The sequence below is a fragment of the Pseudomonas sp. NFACC43 genome (genome assembly GCF_900119645.1).
In the GTDB taxonomy this organism is placed as follows: Bacteria; Pseudomonadota; Gammaproteobacteria; order Pseudomonadales; family Pseudomonadaceae; genus Aquipseudomonas.
This window is the reverse complement of sequence record NZ_FPKK01000002.1, coordinates 549810-568283: the sequence shown is the minus strand read 5'-3', so window position 1 is coordinate 568283 and position 18474 is coordinate 549810. Positions and strand designations below refer to the sequence as shown.

General features: G+C 62.6%; 13 protein-coding genes. 11 read left to right on the top strand and 2 right to left on the bottom strand.

Going from position 1 to position 18474, the window contains the following annotated elements:
* Positions 1-29: 29 nt before the first annotated feature.
* Both BT179_RS06520 and BT179_RS06515 read right to left on the bottom strand, forming a co-directional pair.
* Positions 30-1133, bottom strand: coding sequence for a choline metabolism transcriptional regulator GbdR (locus BT179_RS06520; RefSeq protein WP_072389977.1), 1104 nt, complete (start codon positions 1131-1133; stop codon positions 30-32).
* A 576-nt stretch (positions 1134-1709) separates the two neighbouring features.
* Positions 1710-3086, bottom strand: a complete 1377-nt coding sequence (locus tag BT179_RS06515; RefSeq protein WP_072389980.1) for an L-serine ammonia-lyase — start codon at positions 3084-3086, stop codon at positions 1710-1712.
* Between the two features lie 428 nt (positions 3087-3514).
* Here BT179_RS06515 and BT179_RS06510 point away from each other — a divergent pair, with 428 nt between their 5' ends.
* The 11 genes from BT179_RS06510 (at position 3515) to BT179_RS06460 (ending at position 18320) form a co-directional block, all read left to right on the top strand.
* Entirely contained in the window at positions 3515-4462 is a 948-nt protein-coding gene (locus tag BT179_RS06510) for a choline ABC transporter substrate-binding protein (protein WP_072389983.1), read from the top strand.
* A 63-nt stretch (positions 4463-4525) separates the two neighbouring features.
* Entirely contained in the window at positions 4526-5371 is an 846-nt protein-coding gene (choW, locus tag BT179_RS06505) for a choline ABC transporter permease subunit (RefSeq protein ID WP_072389986.1), read from the top strand.
* Complete coding sequence (choV, locus tag BT179_RS06500; protein ID WP_072389989.1) at positions 5368-6546, top strand: choline ABC transporter ATP-binding protein; 1179 nt, start codon at positions 5368-5370, stop codon at positions 6544-6546. Before choW ends, choV begins: the two co-directional genes overlap by 4 nt.
* Before the next feature lie 348 nt (positions 6547-6894).
* Positions 6895-7515 (top strand): transcriptional regulator BetI, encoded by a 621-nt coding sequence (betI, locus tag BT179_RS06495; RefSeq protein WP_072389992.1) that lies wholly within the window; start codon positions 6895-6897, stop codon positions 7513-7515.
* Positions 7516-7595: 80 nt separating this feature from the next.
* Positions 7596-9068 (top strand): betaine-aldehyde dehydrogenase, encoded by a 1473-nt coding sequence (gene betB / locus BT179_RS06490; RefSeq protein ID WP_072389995.1) that lies wholly within the window; start codon positions 7596-7598, stop codon positions 9066-9068.
* Between the two features lie 81 nt (positions 9069-9149).
* Positions 9150-10853 carry a choline dehydrogenase gene (betA, locus tag BT179_RS06485; RefSeq protein WP_072389998.1) on the top strand — a complete coding sequence of 568 codons (1704 nt, stop codon included), beginning with the start codon at positions 9150-9152 and terminating at the stop codon, positions 10851-10853.
* A gap of 234 nt (positions 10854-11087) precedes the next feature.
* On the top strand, positions 11088-12530 hold the full coding sequence (locus tag BT179_RS06480) for a TldD/PmbA family protein (RefSeq protein WP_072430871.1): 1443 nt from the start codon (positions 11088-11090) through the stop codon (positions 12528-12530).
* On the top strand, positions 12530-13867 hold the full coding sequence (locus BT179_RS06475) for a TldD/PmbA family protein (RefSeq protein ID WP_072390006.1): 1338 nt from the start codon (positions 12530-12532) through the stop codon (positions 13865-13867). The genes BT179_RS06480 and BT179_RS06475 overlap by 1 nt, the downstream gene beginning before the upstream one ends.
* 114 nt (positions 13868-13981) lie before the next feature.
* Entirely contained in the window at positions 13982-15409 is a 1428-nt protein-coding gene (gene mdtD / locus BT179_RS06470; RefSeq protein ID WP_072390010.1) for a multidrug transporter subunit MdtD, read from the top strand.
* Between the two features lie 243 nt (positions 15410-15652).
* On the top strand, positions 15653-16990 hold the full coding sequence (gene dbpA / locus BT179_RS06465) for an ATP-dependent RNA helicase DbpA (protein WP_231991124.1): 1338 nt from the start codon (positions 15653-15655) through the stop codon (positions 16988-16990).
* Positions 16991-17141: 151 nt separating this feature from the next.
* On the top strand, positions 17142-18320 hold the full coding sequence (locus BT179_RS06460) for a BaiN/RdsA family NAD(P)/FAD-dependent oxidoreductase (protein WP_072390013.1): 1179 nt from the start codon (positions 17142-17144) through the stop codon (positions 18318-18320).
* Positions 18321-18474: the final 154 nt, after the last annotated feature.

Below are 18474 nucleotides of genomic sequence, written 5' to 3'. Positions count from 1 at the left end.
GAGCCTGCTCGCGATGAAGGCGCTGCGGTCTACAGCCTTACACTGGCAAACGTCGACTCATTGCGCGCCTGGCTGAGCGCCGACAGCGGGCCGGACAATGGCGACAGCACCATGGCCTGCGGCAGCGGTACCATGGCGACCTGTTGCGTGGTGTTGGAGCCTACGCGCTCGTCCCGTGGCGGAATACCGAAATATTCGCGGTAGCACTTGGAGAAGTGCGGCGTGGAGACGAAACCGCACACCGACGCCACTTCGATGATCGACATCGGCGTCTGCTTGAGCAGTTGCCGTGCACGAATCAGCCGCAGCTTGAGGTAATAGCGCGACGGCGAGCAGTGCAGGTATTTCTGGAACAACCGCTCCAGCTGACGCCGGGACACGGAGACATAGACCGCCAGCTCGTCCAGGTCGATCGGCTCTTCGAGATTGGCCTCCATCAGCGCGACGATTTCCTGCAACTTCGGCTGGTTGGTGCCGAGCATGTGCTTGAGCGGCACGCGTTGGTGATCCTGCTCGTTGCGAATGCGCTCGTAGACGAACATCTCGGAAATCGCCGCCGACAGTTCGCGACCATGATCGCGACTGATCAGGTGCAGCATCATGTCCAGCGGCGCGGTGCCGCCGGAACTGGTGAAGCGGTTGCGGTCGAGGGTGAACAGGCGGGTGCTCATCGACACCCGTGGAAAGGCTTCCTGCATCGCTGCCAGGCATTCCCAGTGCACGCTGCAATCGAAACCGTCCAGCAGGCCGGCGCAGGCCAAGGCCCAACTGCCGGTGCAGACCGCGCCGAGGCGGCGGGACTGACGGGCCTGGCCTTGCAACCAGGACACATGCTCGCGGGTCACGGTGCGCTGGATTCCGATGCCGCCGCAGACAATCACGGTGTCCAGCGGCGGGGCTTTGTGCATGGAGGCGTCCGGGGTGATCTGCAGACCGTCACTGGCCCAGACCTGCCCGCCGTCGACGGTGAGAGTGGTCCAGCGATACAGCTCGCGGCCGGATAACTGGTTGGCCATGCGTAGCGGTTCCACCGCGGACGCCAGGGAAATCAGCGTGAAATTGTCCAGCAGCAAAAAGCCGATGGATTGAGGCGCACGGTTCTGGGGTTGGGCCCCGGAGTTGGACGACGTCATCGCGGTATCTCCTCACACAAAGCGGGTAATGGCCTCAGGCGCAGGCTCTTTTTATTGGTTGTGTTGCCGAGGTTTTCATAGCGAAAACCGGCTTTACAGCGATACAGCAATTGCCGTGCCTAAAACTGAACGTATGTTTAATAAAATCCTGAAAACGACATCGCAACCCGTCTACACAAGGCACGCGTCAAGGATGGTTTATCGGTGCCATCAGGGGCCGCTGACACCGCTCCCTGCGGGCTGTGAGCAGTTCGGTAGCACTTGTGGGAACTGGGCTGCACCGTTTGCACAAGCGGTGTCACCCCAAGCGCGGATGACGAACGGTCGGCACCGCCACGGCAGGGGTCGGCGCAACAGCCACTTATCTGTTTGCGACGCGCCAAAAGGTGGCGTGTTTCTGAGCGGGTGTGCACTTTATGAGCGGTTTCGGTTCTTTGTGGCGAAGGGATTTATCCCCGTAGGGCTGCGAAGCGGCCCTCGATTCATACACCTTGGTGTATCTGTAGAAACATAGAGGGCCGCTTCGCGGCCCAGCGGGGATAAATCCCCTCACCACAGGATTGTGAATACTGCGGGTCAGCACTCCACCGCACTGACCGCCAATCCGCCACGCGATGTCTCTTTATATTTGTCATGCATGTCGGCACCGGTATCGCGCATGGTACGAATCACCCGGTCGAGGGAGATGAAGTGCTGGCCGTCGCCGCGCAGGGCCATCTGCGCGGCATTGATGGCTTTCACCGCGGCAATTGCGTTGCGCTCGATGCACGGCACTTGCACCAGGCCGCCCACCGGGTCGCAGGTCAGGCCAAGGTTGTGCTCCAGGCCGATTTCCGCCGCGTTGCACAATTGCTCCGGTGTCGCCCCCAGGATCTCCGCCAGGCCCGCCGCCGCCATGGCGCAGGCGGAGCCCACTTCGCCCTGGCAACCGACTTCGGCACCGGAGATCGACGCATTCTTCTTGCACAGGATGCCCACCGCCGCCGCCCCGAGGAAATAATCCACCACGTTGGCGTCGGTGACGTCTTCGCTGAATCTCATGAAGTAATGCAGCACTGCCGGAATGATCCCCGCCGCGCCGTTGGTCGGCGCCGTGACCATGCGCCCGCCGGCGGCATTTTCCTCGTTGACCGCCAGGGCATACAGGTTGACCCACTCCATGGCGCTCAAGGTCGAGCCGATGACATTCGGCTTGTTCAGTTCCTGCAGGCTACGGTGCAACTTGGCCGCCCGCCGGCGCACATTCAAGCCGCCCGGCAGGATGCCTTCGTGCTTGAGCCCGTGCTCGACGCAATCCTGCATGGCTCGCCAGAGTTTCATCAGACCACTGCGAATGTCTTCTTCCGAGCGCCAGACCTTTTCGTTGGCCATCATCAATTCGGCCACCCGCAGGTTGTGGCGCCGGCACAGGTCCAGCAGCTCCTGGGCGCTGGAAAAATCGTAAGGCAGCTCGGTGGTGTCCAGGTCCACCACGCCGCTGGAGGCCTGGGCCTGGTCGACGACGAAGCCACCGCCTACCGAATAGTAGGTGTCGCGGTGCAGCTCACCGTTGTCACCCTCGGCCACCAGGGTCATGGCATTGGGGTGGAATGGCAGGTTTTCGTCCAGCAGGCGCATGTCCCGGGACCAGATAAAAGGCACGGGCAAACGACTGTCCAGCAACAGCGTCTCGGTTTCCCGCAGTTGTTCGATGCGCGGGCCGATCCGGGACGGATCGATTGCATCCGGCCACTCCCCCATCAGGCCCATGATCACCGCGTTGTCGCTGCCATGGCCAATGCCGGTGGCCGACAGTGAGCCAAACAACTGCACCTCGATTCGACGCACCTGTTCCAGCAGCGACCCGGCCCGCAGCGCCTCGACAAAGAGCGCCGCTGCGCGCATGGGTCCCACGGTGTGGGAACTGGACGGGCCGATACCGATTTTGAACAGGTCGAATACGCTGATTGCCATTGCCTAGAACCTCCAGAACGGGCACATCCGGGCGCAGGAGCGCCCGGTGACGGAGCTGCTACGCTCAACGCCGGGATGGTCGCATCATCCGATTTTTGCCTTGGAGTTCGACGTCTGACACCGACGCAATCATGCCCACCAACGTCGCCCTGTTCCCGACAGCGTTCTACGCCGTTTTTTTGCGTGTCAGAGACCCGCCGAGGGTGGAAAAAATCTGTAAACGACGTCACCGACACTGGATGCGACCATCCCTGTACTGGATACGACCCACCCTGTAGGCGACAGATTTGCACTGGTACATGATCGGTTACGGCTCGTTTTCAAGGCCGCGTGTCGAGACAGTGTTCACGCGCCACCAACCGCAACATCCAAACAAAGCGCGGTTGTCCCCGACCGGATACCGCCGATAAAACACCAGGAGTCCACTCATGAAAGGTTCCAAGCCGTTGTTGTTGGCCGCCATGCTGAGTCTTCCATTGCTGGCCAACGCTGCTGAGCCACCACAGTGCAGCACCGTCAACTTCTCCGACGTCGGCTGGACCGACATCACCGTGACCACCGCCACCACCAGCGTGATTCTCCAGGCCCTGGGCTACAAGACCAAGACCACCATGATTTCCGTACCGGTGACCTACAAGTCCCTGGCCGACGGCAAGAACATGGACGTATTCCTCGGCAACTGGATGCCGACCATGGAGAACGACATCAAGGCCTACCGCGAAGCCGGCACCGTGGAAACCGTGCGGACCAACCTCACAGGCGCCAAGTACACCCTGGCGGTTCCCGAAGCCTTATATGAAAGAGGGCTCAAGGATTTCAAAGACATCGCCAAATTCAAGAAAGAGCTGGATGGCAAGATCTACGGCATCGAGCCGGGCAACGATGGCAACCGTCTGATCCAGAGCATGATCGACAAGAACGCCTTCGGCCTGAAGGACGCCGGCTTCAAGGTCGTCGAATCCAGCGAAGCCGGCATGCTGTCGCAGGTCGATCGTGCCTCCAAGCGCGGCACCGACGTGGTCTTCCTCGGCTGGGCACCGCACCCGATGAACACACGCTTCAAGATCCAGTACCTGACCGGTGGCGATGATTTCTTCGGTCCGGACTTCGGGGCCGCCACCGTGGCGACCAACACCCGCAAGGGCTACACCGAGGAATGCAGCAATGTCGGCCAACTGTTGAAGAACCTCGAGTTCACCGTCGACATGGAAAGCAAGCTGATGGGCAACGTGCTGGACGACAAGATGAAACCGGAAGCCGCCGCCAAGGCCTGGCTGCAGAAAAACCCTCAAGTACTCGATACCTGGCTCGCTGGCGTGACCACCATTGACGGTAAACCTGGCCTGGAAGCCGTGAAAGCCAAGCTGGCGCAGTAATCGTTATGCCGGGCGGGTTCGCCCGCCCGGGCTGTTTATCCCTTGCATGCGGACGTTCATACCATGCTGATTGATCAGAAAATTCCCCTGGGCCAGTACATCGCCGGCTTTGTCGAATGGTTGACGCAACACGGCGCCAATACCTTCGATGCCATCGCGATGTCACTCGAAGCAATGATCCACGGCGTGACGTTTGCGCTGACCTGGTTCAACCCCCTGGCGCTGATTGGCCTCATCGCCCTGCTGGCGCATTTCATCCAGCGCAAATGGGGCCTGACGGTATTCGTCATTGCGTCCTTCCTGCTGATCCTGAACCTGGGGTACTGGCAGGAAACCATGGAGACCTTGGCGCAAGTGATGTTCGCGACCCTGGTCTGCGTACTGATCGGCGTGCCGCTGGGCATTGTTGCCGCGCACAGGCCGATGTTCTACACCATGATGCGTCCGGTACTGGATCTGATGCAGACCGTACCGACCTTCGTCTACCTCATTCCTACTCTGACCCTGTTCGGTCTGGGTGTGGTCCCGGGTCTGATCTCCACGGTGGTGTTCGCGATTGCCGCGCCCATCCGTCTGACCTACCTGGGCATCTGCGACGTTCCGGAAGAACTGATGGACGCTGGCAAGGCCTTCGGCTGCTCCCGTCGCCAGCTCCTGTCGCGCATCGAACTGCCCCATGCGATGCCAAGCATCGCGGCCGGCGTCACCCAGTGCATCATGCTGTCGCTGTCGATGGTGGTGATCGCCGCGCTGGTAGGCGCCGATGGCCTGGGCAAACCCGTGGTCAACGCACTGAACACCGCCGATATCGCACTGGGCTTCGAAGCAGGCCTGGCAATCGTACTGCTGGCAATCATGCTTGACCGAATCTGCAAACAACCCGACGCCAAAGTAGGGGGTGACGCATGAGCATCATTCGTTTCGAAGACGTCGATGTTATTTTCTCCAACCGCCCCAAGGCCGCGCTGGACCTGCTGGACAAGGGGCTTTCGCGCCCGGAGATCCTGCAGCAGACCGGCCTGATCGTGGGCGTGGAAAAAGCCAGCCTGTCCATCGAGAAGGGTGAAATCTGCGTCCTGATGGGCCTTTCCGGCTCAGGCAAATCCAGCCTGCTGCGCTGCATCAACGGCTTGAACACCGTCAGTCGTGGCAAGTTGTTCGTCGAGCACGAAGGGCGCCAGATCGACATCGCCTCCTGCTCCCCGGCCGAACTGAAGATGATGCGCACCAAGCGCATCGCCATGGTGTTCCAGAAATTCGCCCTGATGCCTTGGCTGACAGTGCGCGAGAACATCAGCTTCGGCCTGGAAATGCAGGGCCGTCCCGAGAAGGAACGGCGCAAGCTGGTGGATGAGAAGCTTGAGCTGGTGGGCCTGACCCAGTGGCGCAACAAGAAACCCGACGAGCTGTCCGGCGGCATGCAACAACGGGTCGGCCTGGCCCGCGCCCTGGCGATGGACGCCGACATCCTGCTGATGGACGAACCGTTCTCCGCCCTCGACCCGCTGATCCGCCAGGGACTGCAGGACGAACTGCTGGAACTGCAACGCAAACTGCAAAAGACCATCGTATTCGTCAGCCATGACCTGGACGAAGCCCTGAAACTGGGCACCCGGATCGCGATCATGAAGGACGGCAAGATCATCCAGTACAGCAAGCCGGAAGAGATCGTGCTGAACCCGGCGGACGACTATGTGCGCACCTTCGTCGCCCATACCAACCCGCTCAACGTCCTGTGCGGCCGCAGCCTGATGCGCACCCTGGACAACTGCAAGCGCATCAACGGTTCGGTGTGCCTGGACCCAGGCGGCGATTCCTGGCTCGACCTGGCCGAAGGCAACACCATCAAGGGCGCTCGCCAGAACGGAGCCGTCCTGGACCTGCAGAACTGGGCACCGGGGCAATCGGTCGAGGGCCTGGGCCGTCGTCCGACCCTGGTGGACTCCAACATCGGCATGCGCGATGCGTTGCAGATCCGCTACCAGACCGGCAACAAGCTGGTGCTCCACGATAACCAGAAAGTGGTCGGCATCCTTGGCGACAGCGAGCTGTACCACGCCCTGCTCGGTAAGAACCTGGGCTGAGCCTCAACCCTGCAAAAACGCCTCGAGAGCATCGAGGCGTTTTCGTTTGTGCACTGCTGACTGCCTGACAAGCTTGACCTGGAATGCAAACAAACTGTGGCGAGGGGATTTATCCCCTCGCCACAACAGTATTCCAGCCATCAATCGGCGGCTGGCCTTCACACCAACCGATGAGTGTCATGAAGACATCCCAAAAAGTCCTCGCACGCCATATTGCGGGGTTTTCATACGGGGTAATCCCGACAAAAAGCGGCGACTTGTCATGGAACCTGTTTTTTGTTGATTGAACGTTCAATCAAAACAAAATAGACTCTTCCTCACCATCAAGCCCCAGGAGAAGTCACCCAAATGCCCAAGGTCGGTATGCAGCCCATCCGCCGCCAGCAGTTGATCGACGCCACGTTGCAGGCAATCGATCAGGTCGGCATGGGGGACGCCAGCATCGCGCTGATTGCCCGCCTGGCCGGTGTCTCCAACGGCATCATCAGTCATTACTTCCAGGACAAGAACGGCCTGATCGCGGCCACGGCGCTGCACCTGATGAAGGTGCTGAGCGAGAACATCACCGCACGTCGCCAGGCGCTGGAGGACAACAGTCCACGGGCGCACCTGCAGGTGATCATCGAAGGCAACTTCGACGCCAGCCAGGTCAACGGCCCGGCGATGAAAACCTGGCTGGCCTTCTGGGCCACCAGCATGCACCACCCGTCTTTGCACAGGTTGCAGCGGATCAACGATCACCGCCTGTATTCCAACCTGTGCAGCCAGTTCCGCCGCGTGCTGCCCATCGATGAGGCACGCAGCGCGGCACGGGGCCTGGCCGCCCTGATCGACGGGCTGTGGCTGCGCGGCGCGCTGTCGGGAGACGCGTTCGACACCGCCCAGGCCCACCGGATCGCTTACGAATACATGGATCTCCAACTGGCCAAGGCAGGAACACCAGAGCACACAGAATCGCTCGGTTCCTGAACCGTCACCGCCCGGCGTAGTCAGCCATAGACGACACACCCGGTGGCCAAGCCAACCACACATGCACTTGCGAGGTATTTATGGCCCGTTTCGAACTGCAAAAACTCTACATCGATGGCGCATACAGCGACGCCAGCGGCGACGCCACCTTCGAAGCCATCAACCCGGCCAACGGTGAAGTGCTCGCCCAGGTCCAGCGCGCGACGAAAGAAGACGTCGAGCGTGCCGTCGTCAGCGCCGAAAAAGGCCAGAAGGTCTGGGCGGCGATGACCGCCATGCAGCGCTCGCGCATTCTGCGCCGCGCCGTGGATATCTTGCGCGAGCGCAACGATGAGCTGGCCGCCCTGGAAACCCTGGACACTGGCAAGGCCTATTCCGAGACCCGCTACGTCGACATCGTCACCGGTGCCGATGTGCTGGAGTACTACGCCGGGCTGGTCCCCGCCATCGAGGGCGAGCAGATCCCGCTGCGCGACACTTCCTTCGTCTACACCCGTCGCGAGCCTCTGGGGGTCGTAGCCGGCATCGGTGCGTGGAACTACCCGATCCAGATCGCCCTGTGGAAATCCGCACCGGCCCTGGCGGCGGGTAACGCGATGATCTTCAAGCCCAGCGAAGTCACCTCGCTGACCACCCTGAAACTGGCTGAAATCTATACCGAAGCCGGCGTTCCGCCTGGAGTCTTCAACGTCCTGACCGGCAGCGGCCGTGAAGTCGGCACCTGGCTGACCGAGCACCCGCGCATCGAGAAGGTCTCCTTCACCGGCGGCACCGACACCGGCAAGAAGGTCATGGCCAGCGCCTCGAGCTCTTCGCTCAAGGACGTGACCATGGAACTGGGCGGCAAATCGCCCCTGATCATCTGTGACGATGCCGACCTGGATCGCGCCGCCGACACGGCGATGATGGCCAACTTCTACAGCTCCGGCCAGGTCTGCACCAACGGCACCCGGGTGTTCGTACCGAGCCACCTCAAGGCAGCGTTCGAGGCCAAGATCGTCGAACGCGTGGCGCGCATCCGCATCGGCAACCCCGAAGACGAAAACACCAACTTCGGCCCGCTGGTGAGCTTCGCCCACATGGAAAGCGTGCTGGGCTACATCGAGAAGGGCAAGGCCGAAGGCGCACGCCTGCTGTGTGGCGGTGGCCGCCTGACCGACGGCGAATTCGCCAAGGGTGCCTTCGTGGCCCCGACGGTGTTCACCGACTGTACCGACGACATGACCATCGTGCGCGAGGAAATCTTCGGCCCGGTGATGAGTATCCTCACCTACGAGACCGAAGAAGAAGCGATCCGCCGTGCCAACGACACCGACTTCGGCCTGGCCGCTGGCGTCGTGACCCGCGACCTGAACCGCGCCCACCGCATCATCCATCAGCTGGAAGCCGGTATCTGCTGGATCAACGCCTGGGGCGAATCCGACGCCAAGATGCCGGTGGGCGGCTACAAGCAATCGGGCGTGGGCCGCGAGAACGGCATCAGTTCGCTGAACAACTTCACGCGCATCAAATCGGTACAGGTCGAGCTGGGCGATTACGCGTCGGTGTTCTGATCGGACGAGGCCTTGAGTGAACGCTGTTGTGGCGTCAAGGCAACCACGACCTGAACCCAATTCAAAAAGAGGGTGCATTTCATGTCCCAAGAATTCGACTACATCATCATTGGCGCGGGCTCGGCCGGCAACACCTTGGCCACCCGCCTGACCGAAGACGAAGGCGTCACCGTCCTGCTGCTCGAGGCCGGCGGCCCGGACTATCGCCTGGACTTTCGCACGCAGATGCCCGCCGCCCTGGCGTTCCCGCTGCAGGGCCGGCGCTACAACTGGGCCTACGAGACCGACCCGGAGCCCCACATGAACGGTCGCCGCATGGAGTGCGGTCGGGGCAAGGGCCTGGGCGGCTCTTCGCTGATCAACGGCATGTGCTACATCCGTGGCAACGCCCTGGACTACGACAACTGGGCCAAGCTGCCCGGCCTGGAAGACTGGACCTACCTTGACTGCCTGCCCTATTTCCGCAAGGCGGAAACCCGGGACATCGGCCCCAACGACTACCACGGTGGCGACGGTCCGGTCAGCGTGACCACGCCCAAGCCCGGCAACAATCCGCTGTTCCACGCCATGGTGGAAGCCGGCGTACAGGCCGGCTATCCCCGTACCGAAGACCTCAACGGCTACCAGCAGGAAGGCTTCGGCCCGATGGACCGCACCGTCACGCCCAACGGCCGCCGCGCCAGTACCGCACGCGGTTACCTGGACATCGCCAAGAAGCGCTCGACCCTGACCATCGTCACCCACGCCCTGACCGACAAGATCCTGTTCGAAGGCAAACGTGCCGTGGGTGTCCGTTATCTGGTGGGCGCCGCGGAAGAACGCGTCGAAGCCCGGGCGCGCAAGGAAGTGTTACTGTGCTCCGGCGCCATCGCCTCGCCACAGATCCTGCAACGCTCCGGCGTGGGTCCGGCCAAATTGCTGGAGAGCCTCGACATCCCGGTGGTCCACGACCTGCCGGGCGTCGGTGAAAACCTCCAGGATCACCTGGAGTTGTACCTGCAATATGCCTGCACCCAACCGGTTTCGCTGTACCCGTCGCTGCTCTGGTACAACCAGCCGGCCATCGGCGCCGAGTGGCTGTTCAACGGCACCGGCATCGGCGCCAGCAACCAGTTCGAAGCCGGCGGCTTCATCCGCACCCGCCCGGAATTCGAGTGGCCTAACATCCAGTACCACTTCCTGCCGGTGGCGATCAATTACAACGGCAGCAACGGTGTGAAGGAGCACGGTTTCCAGGCACACATGGGCTCCATGCGTTCGCCAAGCCGCGGCCGGATCCAGGCCAAGTCCAAGGACCCACGCCAGCACCCGAGCATCCTGTTCAACTACATGGCCACCGAGCAGGACTGGCAGGAGTTTCGCGACGGCATTCGCCTGACCCGCGAGATCATGCAGCAGCCGGCGCTCGATCCGTTCCGGGGTCGCGAAATCAGCCCGGGCATCGAGGTGCAGACCGACGAGCAACTGGACCAGTTCATCCGCGAACACGCCGAAACCGCGTTCCACCCGTCCTGCTCGTGCAAGATGGGCACCGACGAGATGGCGGTGGTGGACGGCGAAGGCCGGGTGCATGGCATGCAAGGGTTGCGCGTGGTGGATGCGTCGATCATGCCGATCATCACCACCGGCAACCTGAACGCGCCGACGATCATGATCGCCGAGAAAATCGCCGACAAGATCCGTGGCCGCAAGCCATTGCCACGCAGCACCGCCCCGTACTACGTGGCCGGCGACGCGCCAGTTCGCGGCAAGCCGCTGCGGGAAGTGGGGCCGATGGCTCAGTAAGACCCAGGACCGCCATCGCGAGCAAGCTCGCTCTCACAAGGATCCGCAGCGGACGCACATTTTTGTGACCATTGAAGATCCCCCTGTGGGAGCGAGCTTGCTCGCGATGGCGTCCGCCTGGACTCCCCGGTATGCCCTTCTACCTTGATCCCACCCCCACCCCAGGCCTAATCTAGGGCCGCCGCGTCAAAGCACCGCACTTGGCTGCACCCTCGCTCCAGACAAGGAGGTTCCATGTTCGATTTCCACCCCCAGCTCAAGCAGCGCTTCGCTGCCTTGCGCACGGGCGCTGATTTCTTTTCCCTGCGTTACGTGCGCGAGTCCGGCCAGCATCTGTCGGTGCGCAAGAACATCGCCGAACCACCCAGCCTGGACCGTGACGAAGGCGCGATGCTCACCGCCCGGGTCAACGGCGTCGAGGCCTACGCGGCCACCAACGACCTGTCCCAGGCCGGCCTGCAAGCTGCCCTGGAGCGGGCCGAGCAGCAGGCCCGGCGGCTCAAGCCCCATGCCCTGCTCGACTTGCGCGAGCAAGCGGTCTCCAGCGACCGCGCCGATTACTTCTCGCCCCACTTCGACCAGGCGTTTCCCTCGCTGAGCGATTGCTACCAGTTGCTGGGCGACGAGTCGGCCGCAGTGCCCCGGGACGAGCGCCTGGTGAATTGGCAAGTCGGCATCGGCCTGAGCCAGGTCGAGCAGATCTACCTCAACAGCGCCGGAGCCGAACTGCGCCAGGCCCAGCGCTTCATCTACCCGTCCCTGGAAGTCACGGCCTTCGATGGCCACGACAGCCAGACCCGCACCCTGGGCCGCGAGAACTTCGGCCAGCAGGGTGGCTTCGATGTGATCGGCCGCTGCGGCCTGATCGGTGCCGCCCCGCATATCGCCGATCAGGCCCTGCAGTTGCTGATGGCGCCGAATACTCCCCAAGGACCCCGGGACCTGCTGCTGATGCCCGACCAGATGATTCTGCAGATCCATGAATCCATCGGTCATCCGCTGGAGCTGGATCGCATCCTGGGGGACGAACGCAATTACGCCGGCACCAGTTTCGTCAAGGCCAGCGACTTTGGACACTTGCAATACGGCTCCAGCCTGTTGAACGTGACCTTCGATCCCGACATTCCCGAAGAGCTGGCCAGCTACAGCCATGACGACGACGGCACGGCGGCCAGCAAACAGTTCCTGATTCGCGAAGGCCGGTTGCTGCGTCCGCTGGGCGGCGCCCTGTCGCAGTTCCGCGCCGGCCTGGACGGCGTCGCCAACAGCCGCGCCTGCGGCTGGAACCGTCCTCCTATCGACCGCATGGCGAACCTGAACATCGAACCGGGTAACCAGTCCCTGGAACAACTGGTCCAGGGCATCGAGCGGGGCGTACTGATGCGCACCAACCGCTCATGGTCCATCGACGATGCGCGCAACAAGTTCCAGTTCGGTTGCGAATGGGGTCAGTTGATCGAGAACGGTGAGCTCAAGGGTGTAGTGAAGAACCCCAACTACCGGGGGATTTCCGCGCAATTCTGGAAAAGCCTGCGGGCCGTGGGCGATGCCTCGACCCTCCAGGTGCTGGGCACGCCGAACTGTGGCAAGGGCGAGCCGAACCAGGTCATTCGCGTCGGCCATGCGTCGCCGGCGTGTGTATTCAGCCATGTCGATGTGTTCGGAGGGGACGCCTGATGAGTACCGTCAACAATCAGGCCGCAGCCTTCAAGACACTGGTGGACTGGCTGCGCGGTGCATTGCGCGAATCAGAGCGGTTCACCGTGGGCTATGCCGCCGAGTCCTCGGCCTTCGTGCGCTTCAATCATGGCAAGGTTCGCCAGGCCGGGCAGGTGCAGCAGGCCAATGTCAGCCTCAAGCTGATCGACGACGGGCGGCATGCCGACCTGCAGATCACCTTGTCCGGCCACATCGAGACAGACCTGCAACGGCTGGCCGAAGGCTTGCAACAGCTGCGCGAGACCTTGCCGCTACTGCCCCCTGATCCCTATCTGCTGCTCAACCATGACCACTGGCAGAGCCATAAGGTCCAGGACCTGCCGCTGCCGGAAACCGAGCAGGCCGTGGCTGAAATCGCCCGCGCCGGCGAAGGCCTCGACCTGGTGGGCATCTACGCCGCCGGGCCCATCAGCCGAGGCTTCGCCAGTTCCTCGGGGGCATTTGGCTGGCACCAGGCCAACAGTTTCAACTTCGACTTCAGCCTGTTCCACGAAAACGGCCAGGCCGTCAAAGCCAGCTACGCCGGCCACGAATGGAGCAGCGAAGGGTTTGCCCGGCGCTTCGAGCAGGCCCGCCAGCAACTGGTGTTTCTTGGCCAGCCGCTGCGCACCCTCGCCCCCGGCGAATACCGCGCCTACCTGGCGCCGGCCGCGCTGGAAGAAATCATGGGCATGCTCAGCTGGGGCGGTTTCTCGGCACGGGCTATCGCCAGCAAGCAAAGCCCGCTGCAGAAGTTCTACGCCAACGAAGCGCATTTCAGCCCCGACGTATGGCTGACGGAGCAGGTCAGCGGCTCCCTGAGCCCGGCATTCTCCGACGAAGGTTATCCACGGGATGACCTGGCGCTGATTGCCAAGGGCATGGCGAACGCTCGCCTGGTCAACTCCCGCAGCGCCGCCGAATACGGCCTCACCGCCAACGGCGCCAGCCGCTATGAATACCCCACGGCGCTGGACATGAAGGAAGGCCTGCTGGAACAACGCGACATCCTCGAGCAACTCGGCACCGGGCTGTACATCAGCAACCTCTGGTACCTGAACTACTCGGACCAGCCGGCCGCGCGTCTGACCGGCATGACCCGCTTCGCCACGTTCTGGGTCGAGAACGGCCAGATCGTGGCGCCGGTCAGCACCATGCGATTCGACGACAGCGTCTACAGCCTGCTGGGCTCGCAGCTCGAAGGCCTGACCCGGGAGCGGGAACTGCTGCTCTCGGCCAGCACCTACAGCCAGCGGGCCACGGCCTCGATGCTGCTGCCGGGGGCGCTGGTCAAGCGCTTGACCTTGACGTTATAGGCACTCGACCAGACGCCAGGTCATTGCTGAGGAGAATTATTCTGTGGCCAGGGATTCATCCCCTCGCCACAGGCGCTGTGTTCGCCCGTTTCAATACTTCATACAAGAGGTCCCATGCCCAACCGCGCCCCGCTCGATGCCGTCACCGCCCGCTGGCTTCCATGGGTGGTGGCCATCGCCTTCTTCATGCAGTCCCTGGACGGGACCATCCTCAATACCGCCCTGCCCGCCATGGCCAGCGACCTGGCGGAAAACCCGTTGCGCATGCAAGGCGTGATCATCGCCTACATGCTCACCGTGGCGCTGTTGATTCCGGCCTCCGGCTGGATCGCCGACCGCTTCGGCACCAAGAAAATCTTCTTTGGTGCCATCCTGCTGTTCAGCTTCGGCTCATTGCTGTGTGCCCTGTCCAACTCGTTGAACATGCTGATCGGTGCGCGGGTCATCCAGGGCCTGGGCGGCGCCTTGATGCTCCCGGTAGGCAGGCTGGTAGTGTTGCGGGCCTACCCGCGCTCGGAACTGGTGCGGATCATGGGCTTCATCACCATTCCCGGCCTGCTTGGCCCGCTGATCGGCCCGACCATGGGCGGCTGGATGGTGGAATACCTGTCCTGGCACTGGATCTTCATCATCAACCTGCCGGTGGGGGTGATGGGTTGTTATGCGGTATGGAAATTCATCCCGGACCTGCGGGGCAGCGAGCGCACCCGGTTCGACAGCCTGGGGTTCCTGCTGTTCGGCGCGGCGATGGTGCTGATCACCATCGCCATGGAAGGCCTGGGTGAACTGCACCTGCCGCACCTGCGGGTGATGCTGTTGCTGTTCGGCGGCATGGCCTGCCTGGCGGCCTATTGGCTGCGGGCCGGGCATGTGGAGAACGCGCTGTTCCCGCCATCGCTGTTCAAGACCCGGACGTTTGCCGTGGGTATTCTCGGCAACCTGTTCGCGCGCCTGGGCAGCGGTGCCCTGCCGTTCCTGGTGCCGTTGCTGCTGCAAGTGGCCCTGGGTTACTCACCGTCCCAGGCCGGGATGAGCATGCTGCCCCTGGCGGCGGCGGCCATGGTCGCCAAATCCGTGGCCCGGCCACTGATCGAGCGCCTGGGCTACCGCATCGTCCTGACTGGCAACACCGTGGCCCTGGGCGTGATGCTGGCGAGCATGGGGCTGGTCAGCGAGCAGACCCCGTACTGGTTGCTGCTGGCGCAACTGGCGGTGCTGGGAGCGATCAACTCGCTGCAGTTCACAGCCATGAACACCGTGACCCTGATCGACCTGGACGACGCCAGCGCCAGCAGCGGCAACAGCCTGTTGTCGGTGGTGGCGCAACTCTCCCTGAGCCTGGGCGTGGCCTGCGCCGGCGCCCTGCTTGGCGGCTTCACGGCCCAGATCGGTAACGACGGGGTAGACACGGTATTGGGCGCGTTCCAGCTGACGTTCCTGACGGTGGGCATCATGGCGATGCTGGCGGCGACGATTTTTTCCCAACTGTCCAAGCAGGACGGGCGGCGGCAGAAACGTCATGATGAGCATATCGAGCACTGAAGCCGTGCCCCTTCCTGTGGCGAGGGGATGAATCCCCTCGCCACAGATCAATCCCCTCGCCATACATGAATCCCTTGCCACGAACAATCAGCACCGTTGTGATCGCCCTGAGAAATCCACGCTCGTCCAGAACTTTCGAAGAAAGTGGCACGAGGCTGCTACACTGCGCGACATTTTGTTTTGCAGGCCTGTCCCGTGACCACCATCGCCACCGCTTTTGATACTTTGCCGCTGTCCGCCGCCATGCTGGCTAACCTCGAATCACTCGGTTATGCCCAGATGACGCCGATCCAGGCGCAAAGCTTGCCGGTGATCCTCAAGGGCATGGACCTGATCGCCCAGGCCAAGACCGGCAGTGGCAAGACCGCCGCCTTCGGCATCGGCCTGCTGAACCCGATCAACCCGCGCTTCTTCGGTTGCCAGGCGCTGGTGATGTGCCCGACCCGCGAGCTGGCCGACCAGGTGGCCAAGGAAATCCGCCGCCTGGCCCGCGCCGAAGACAACATCAAGGTCCTGACCCTGTGTGGCGGCGTGTCCTTCGGCCCGCAGATCGCCTCCCTCGAACACGGCGCCCACATCATCGTCGGCACGCCCGGGCGCATCCAGCAGCACCTGCGCAAGGGCTCGCTGGTACTCGATGGCCTCAACACCCTGATCCTCGACGAAGCCGACCGCATGCTGGACATGGGTTTCTACGATGCCATCGAAGACATCATCCAGCAGACCCCGGAACGCCGCCAGACGCTGCTGTTCTCCGCCACCTATCCGGCAGGTATCAAGCAGCTGTCGTCCAAGTTCATGCGCAACCCGCAGCAGGTGAAAGCCGAGGCGCTGCATTCCGATGCGCAGATCGAGCAACGTTTCTACGAAATCGCTCCCGAAGAGCGCATGGAAGCGGTGGTCAAGGTGCTGGCGCATTTCCGCCCGGCCTCCTGCGTGGCGTTCTGTTTCACCAAGCAGCAGGTCCAGGAAACCGTCGATCACCTCGCCGCCAAGGGTATCTCGGCCGTCGGCCTGCACGGCGACCTGGAACAGCGCGACCGCGACCAGGTGCTCGCGATGTTCGCCAACCGCAGCACCTCGGTGCTGGTGGCCACCGACGTGGCGGCCCGTGGCCTGGACATCGACGCCCTGGACATGGTGATCAACGTCGAGCTGGCCCGGGACTCGGAAATCCACATCCACCGCGTCGGTCGCACAGGTCGCGCCGGTGAGAAAGGCATCGCCATCAGCCTGGTGGCGCCGTCCGAAGCGCACCGCGCCCAGGCCATCGAGCAACTGCAGAAGTCACCGTTGAACTGGGATCAACTGGATAACCTCAAGCCCCAGGGTGGCGGTCCGCTGCTGCCGGCCATGAGCACCCTGTGCATCGCTGCCGGGCGCAAGGACAAGGTCCGTCCCGGTGACATCCTAGGCGCGCTGACCGGCGAAGCCGGCATTCCCGGCACCCAGGTCGGCAAGATCGCGATCTTCGATTTCCAGGCCTACGTGGCCGTGGAGCGCGGTATCGCCAAACAGGCGCTGCAGCGCTTGAACAGCGGCAAGATCAAGGGGCGCTCGTTGCGGGTGCGGATCCTGTAAAGCGATCTGCAACCCGACACAGATCAAACTGTGGGAGCGAGCTTGCTCGCGATAGCGGTGGATCAGCGGCATTGATGCTGCCTGACACGCCGCCATCGCGAGCAAGCTCGCTCCCACATTCAGTATGCGAGAAAGTTGAGAGGACACCGTTTTGCGCTCTACCGAAGTCGTGATCATTGGCGCTGGCGCCGCGGGCTTGATGTGCGCGCTGACCGCCGCTGGACGCGGGCGGCAGGTCACGTTGCTGGACCATGCCAACAAGGCCGGGAAGAAAATCCTCATGTCCGGCGGCGGGCGCTGCAATTTCACCAACATGTACACCGAGCCGGGCAATTTTCTCTCACAGAACCCGCATTTCTGCAAATCAGCCCTGGCGCGCTACACCCAGTGGGATTTCATCGCCCTGGTGGCCAAGCACGGTGTGCCCTATCACGAGAAAAAACTCGGCCAGCTGTTCTGCGATAACAAGTCCAGCGACATCCTCGGCATGCTCCTGGACGAATGCGACCAGGCCGGCGTCAGCCTTCACCTGGATACGTCCATCACCCAGATCGAAAAAACCGACGGCGGCTACCTGCTGCAAACCACGCTCGGCGCCATCGCCTGTCAATCCCTGGTGATCGCCACCGGCGGATTGTCGATCCCGACCCTGGGAGCCACAGGTTTCGGTTACCAGGTGGCCAAGCAGTTCGGCCACCAACTGCTGCCGACCCGCGCCGGACTGGTGCCGTTCACCATCACCGATCAGCTCAAGGCGCTATGCACCGAGCTGTCGGGGACGTCGGTGGACTGCCTGGTGAGCTGCAACGACCAGAGCTTTCGCGAGAACATCCTGTTCACCCATCGCGGCCTCAGCGGTCCGGCGATCCTGCAGATCTCGTCGTTCTGGGAACCGGGGGACACGGTGCAGATCAACCTGCTGCCCGACCATGACGTGCCGCAATGGCTGCAACAGCAACAGGCCGAACGCCCCAACAGTGAGTTGAAAACCCTGCTGGGTGAGTTGTTCACCAAGAAAATGGCCAACCTGCTGGCCGACACCTGGTTCGTCTCCAAACCCATGAAGCAATACACCCATGCGGAGCTGGCGGACATTGCCGAGAAACTGGCGAGCTGGAATGTCGTCCCGGCCGGCACCGAGGGCTATCGCACCGCCGAAGTCACCCTGGGCGGCGTCGACACCCGGGAGGTTTCGTCCAAGACCATGGAGTCGCTGAAAAGCCCGGGGCTGTATTTCATTGGCGAAGTACTGGACGTCACCGGTCATCTGGGCGGATTCAACTTCCAGTGGGCCTGGGCTTCGGGGTACGCCGCCGCGCAGTACGTCTGATCCGACACGATTTGAACGCGCTAACCCTGTGGAGCGAGCTTGCTCGCCATCGTGGCGGTTCAGTCGACATCGATGTGACAGGACTGCCGCCATCGCGAGCAAGCTCGCTCCCACAGCGGCTGGTGATGGCTCCCGGAACACTTTTTGCTGTCAG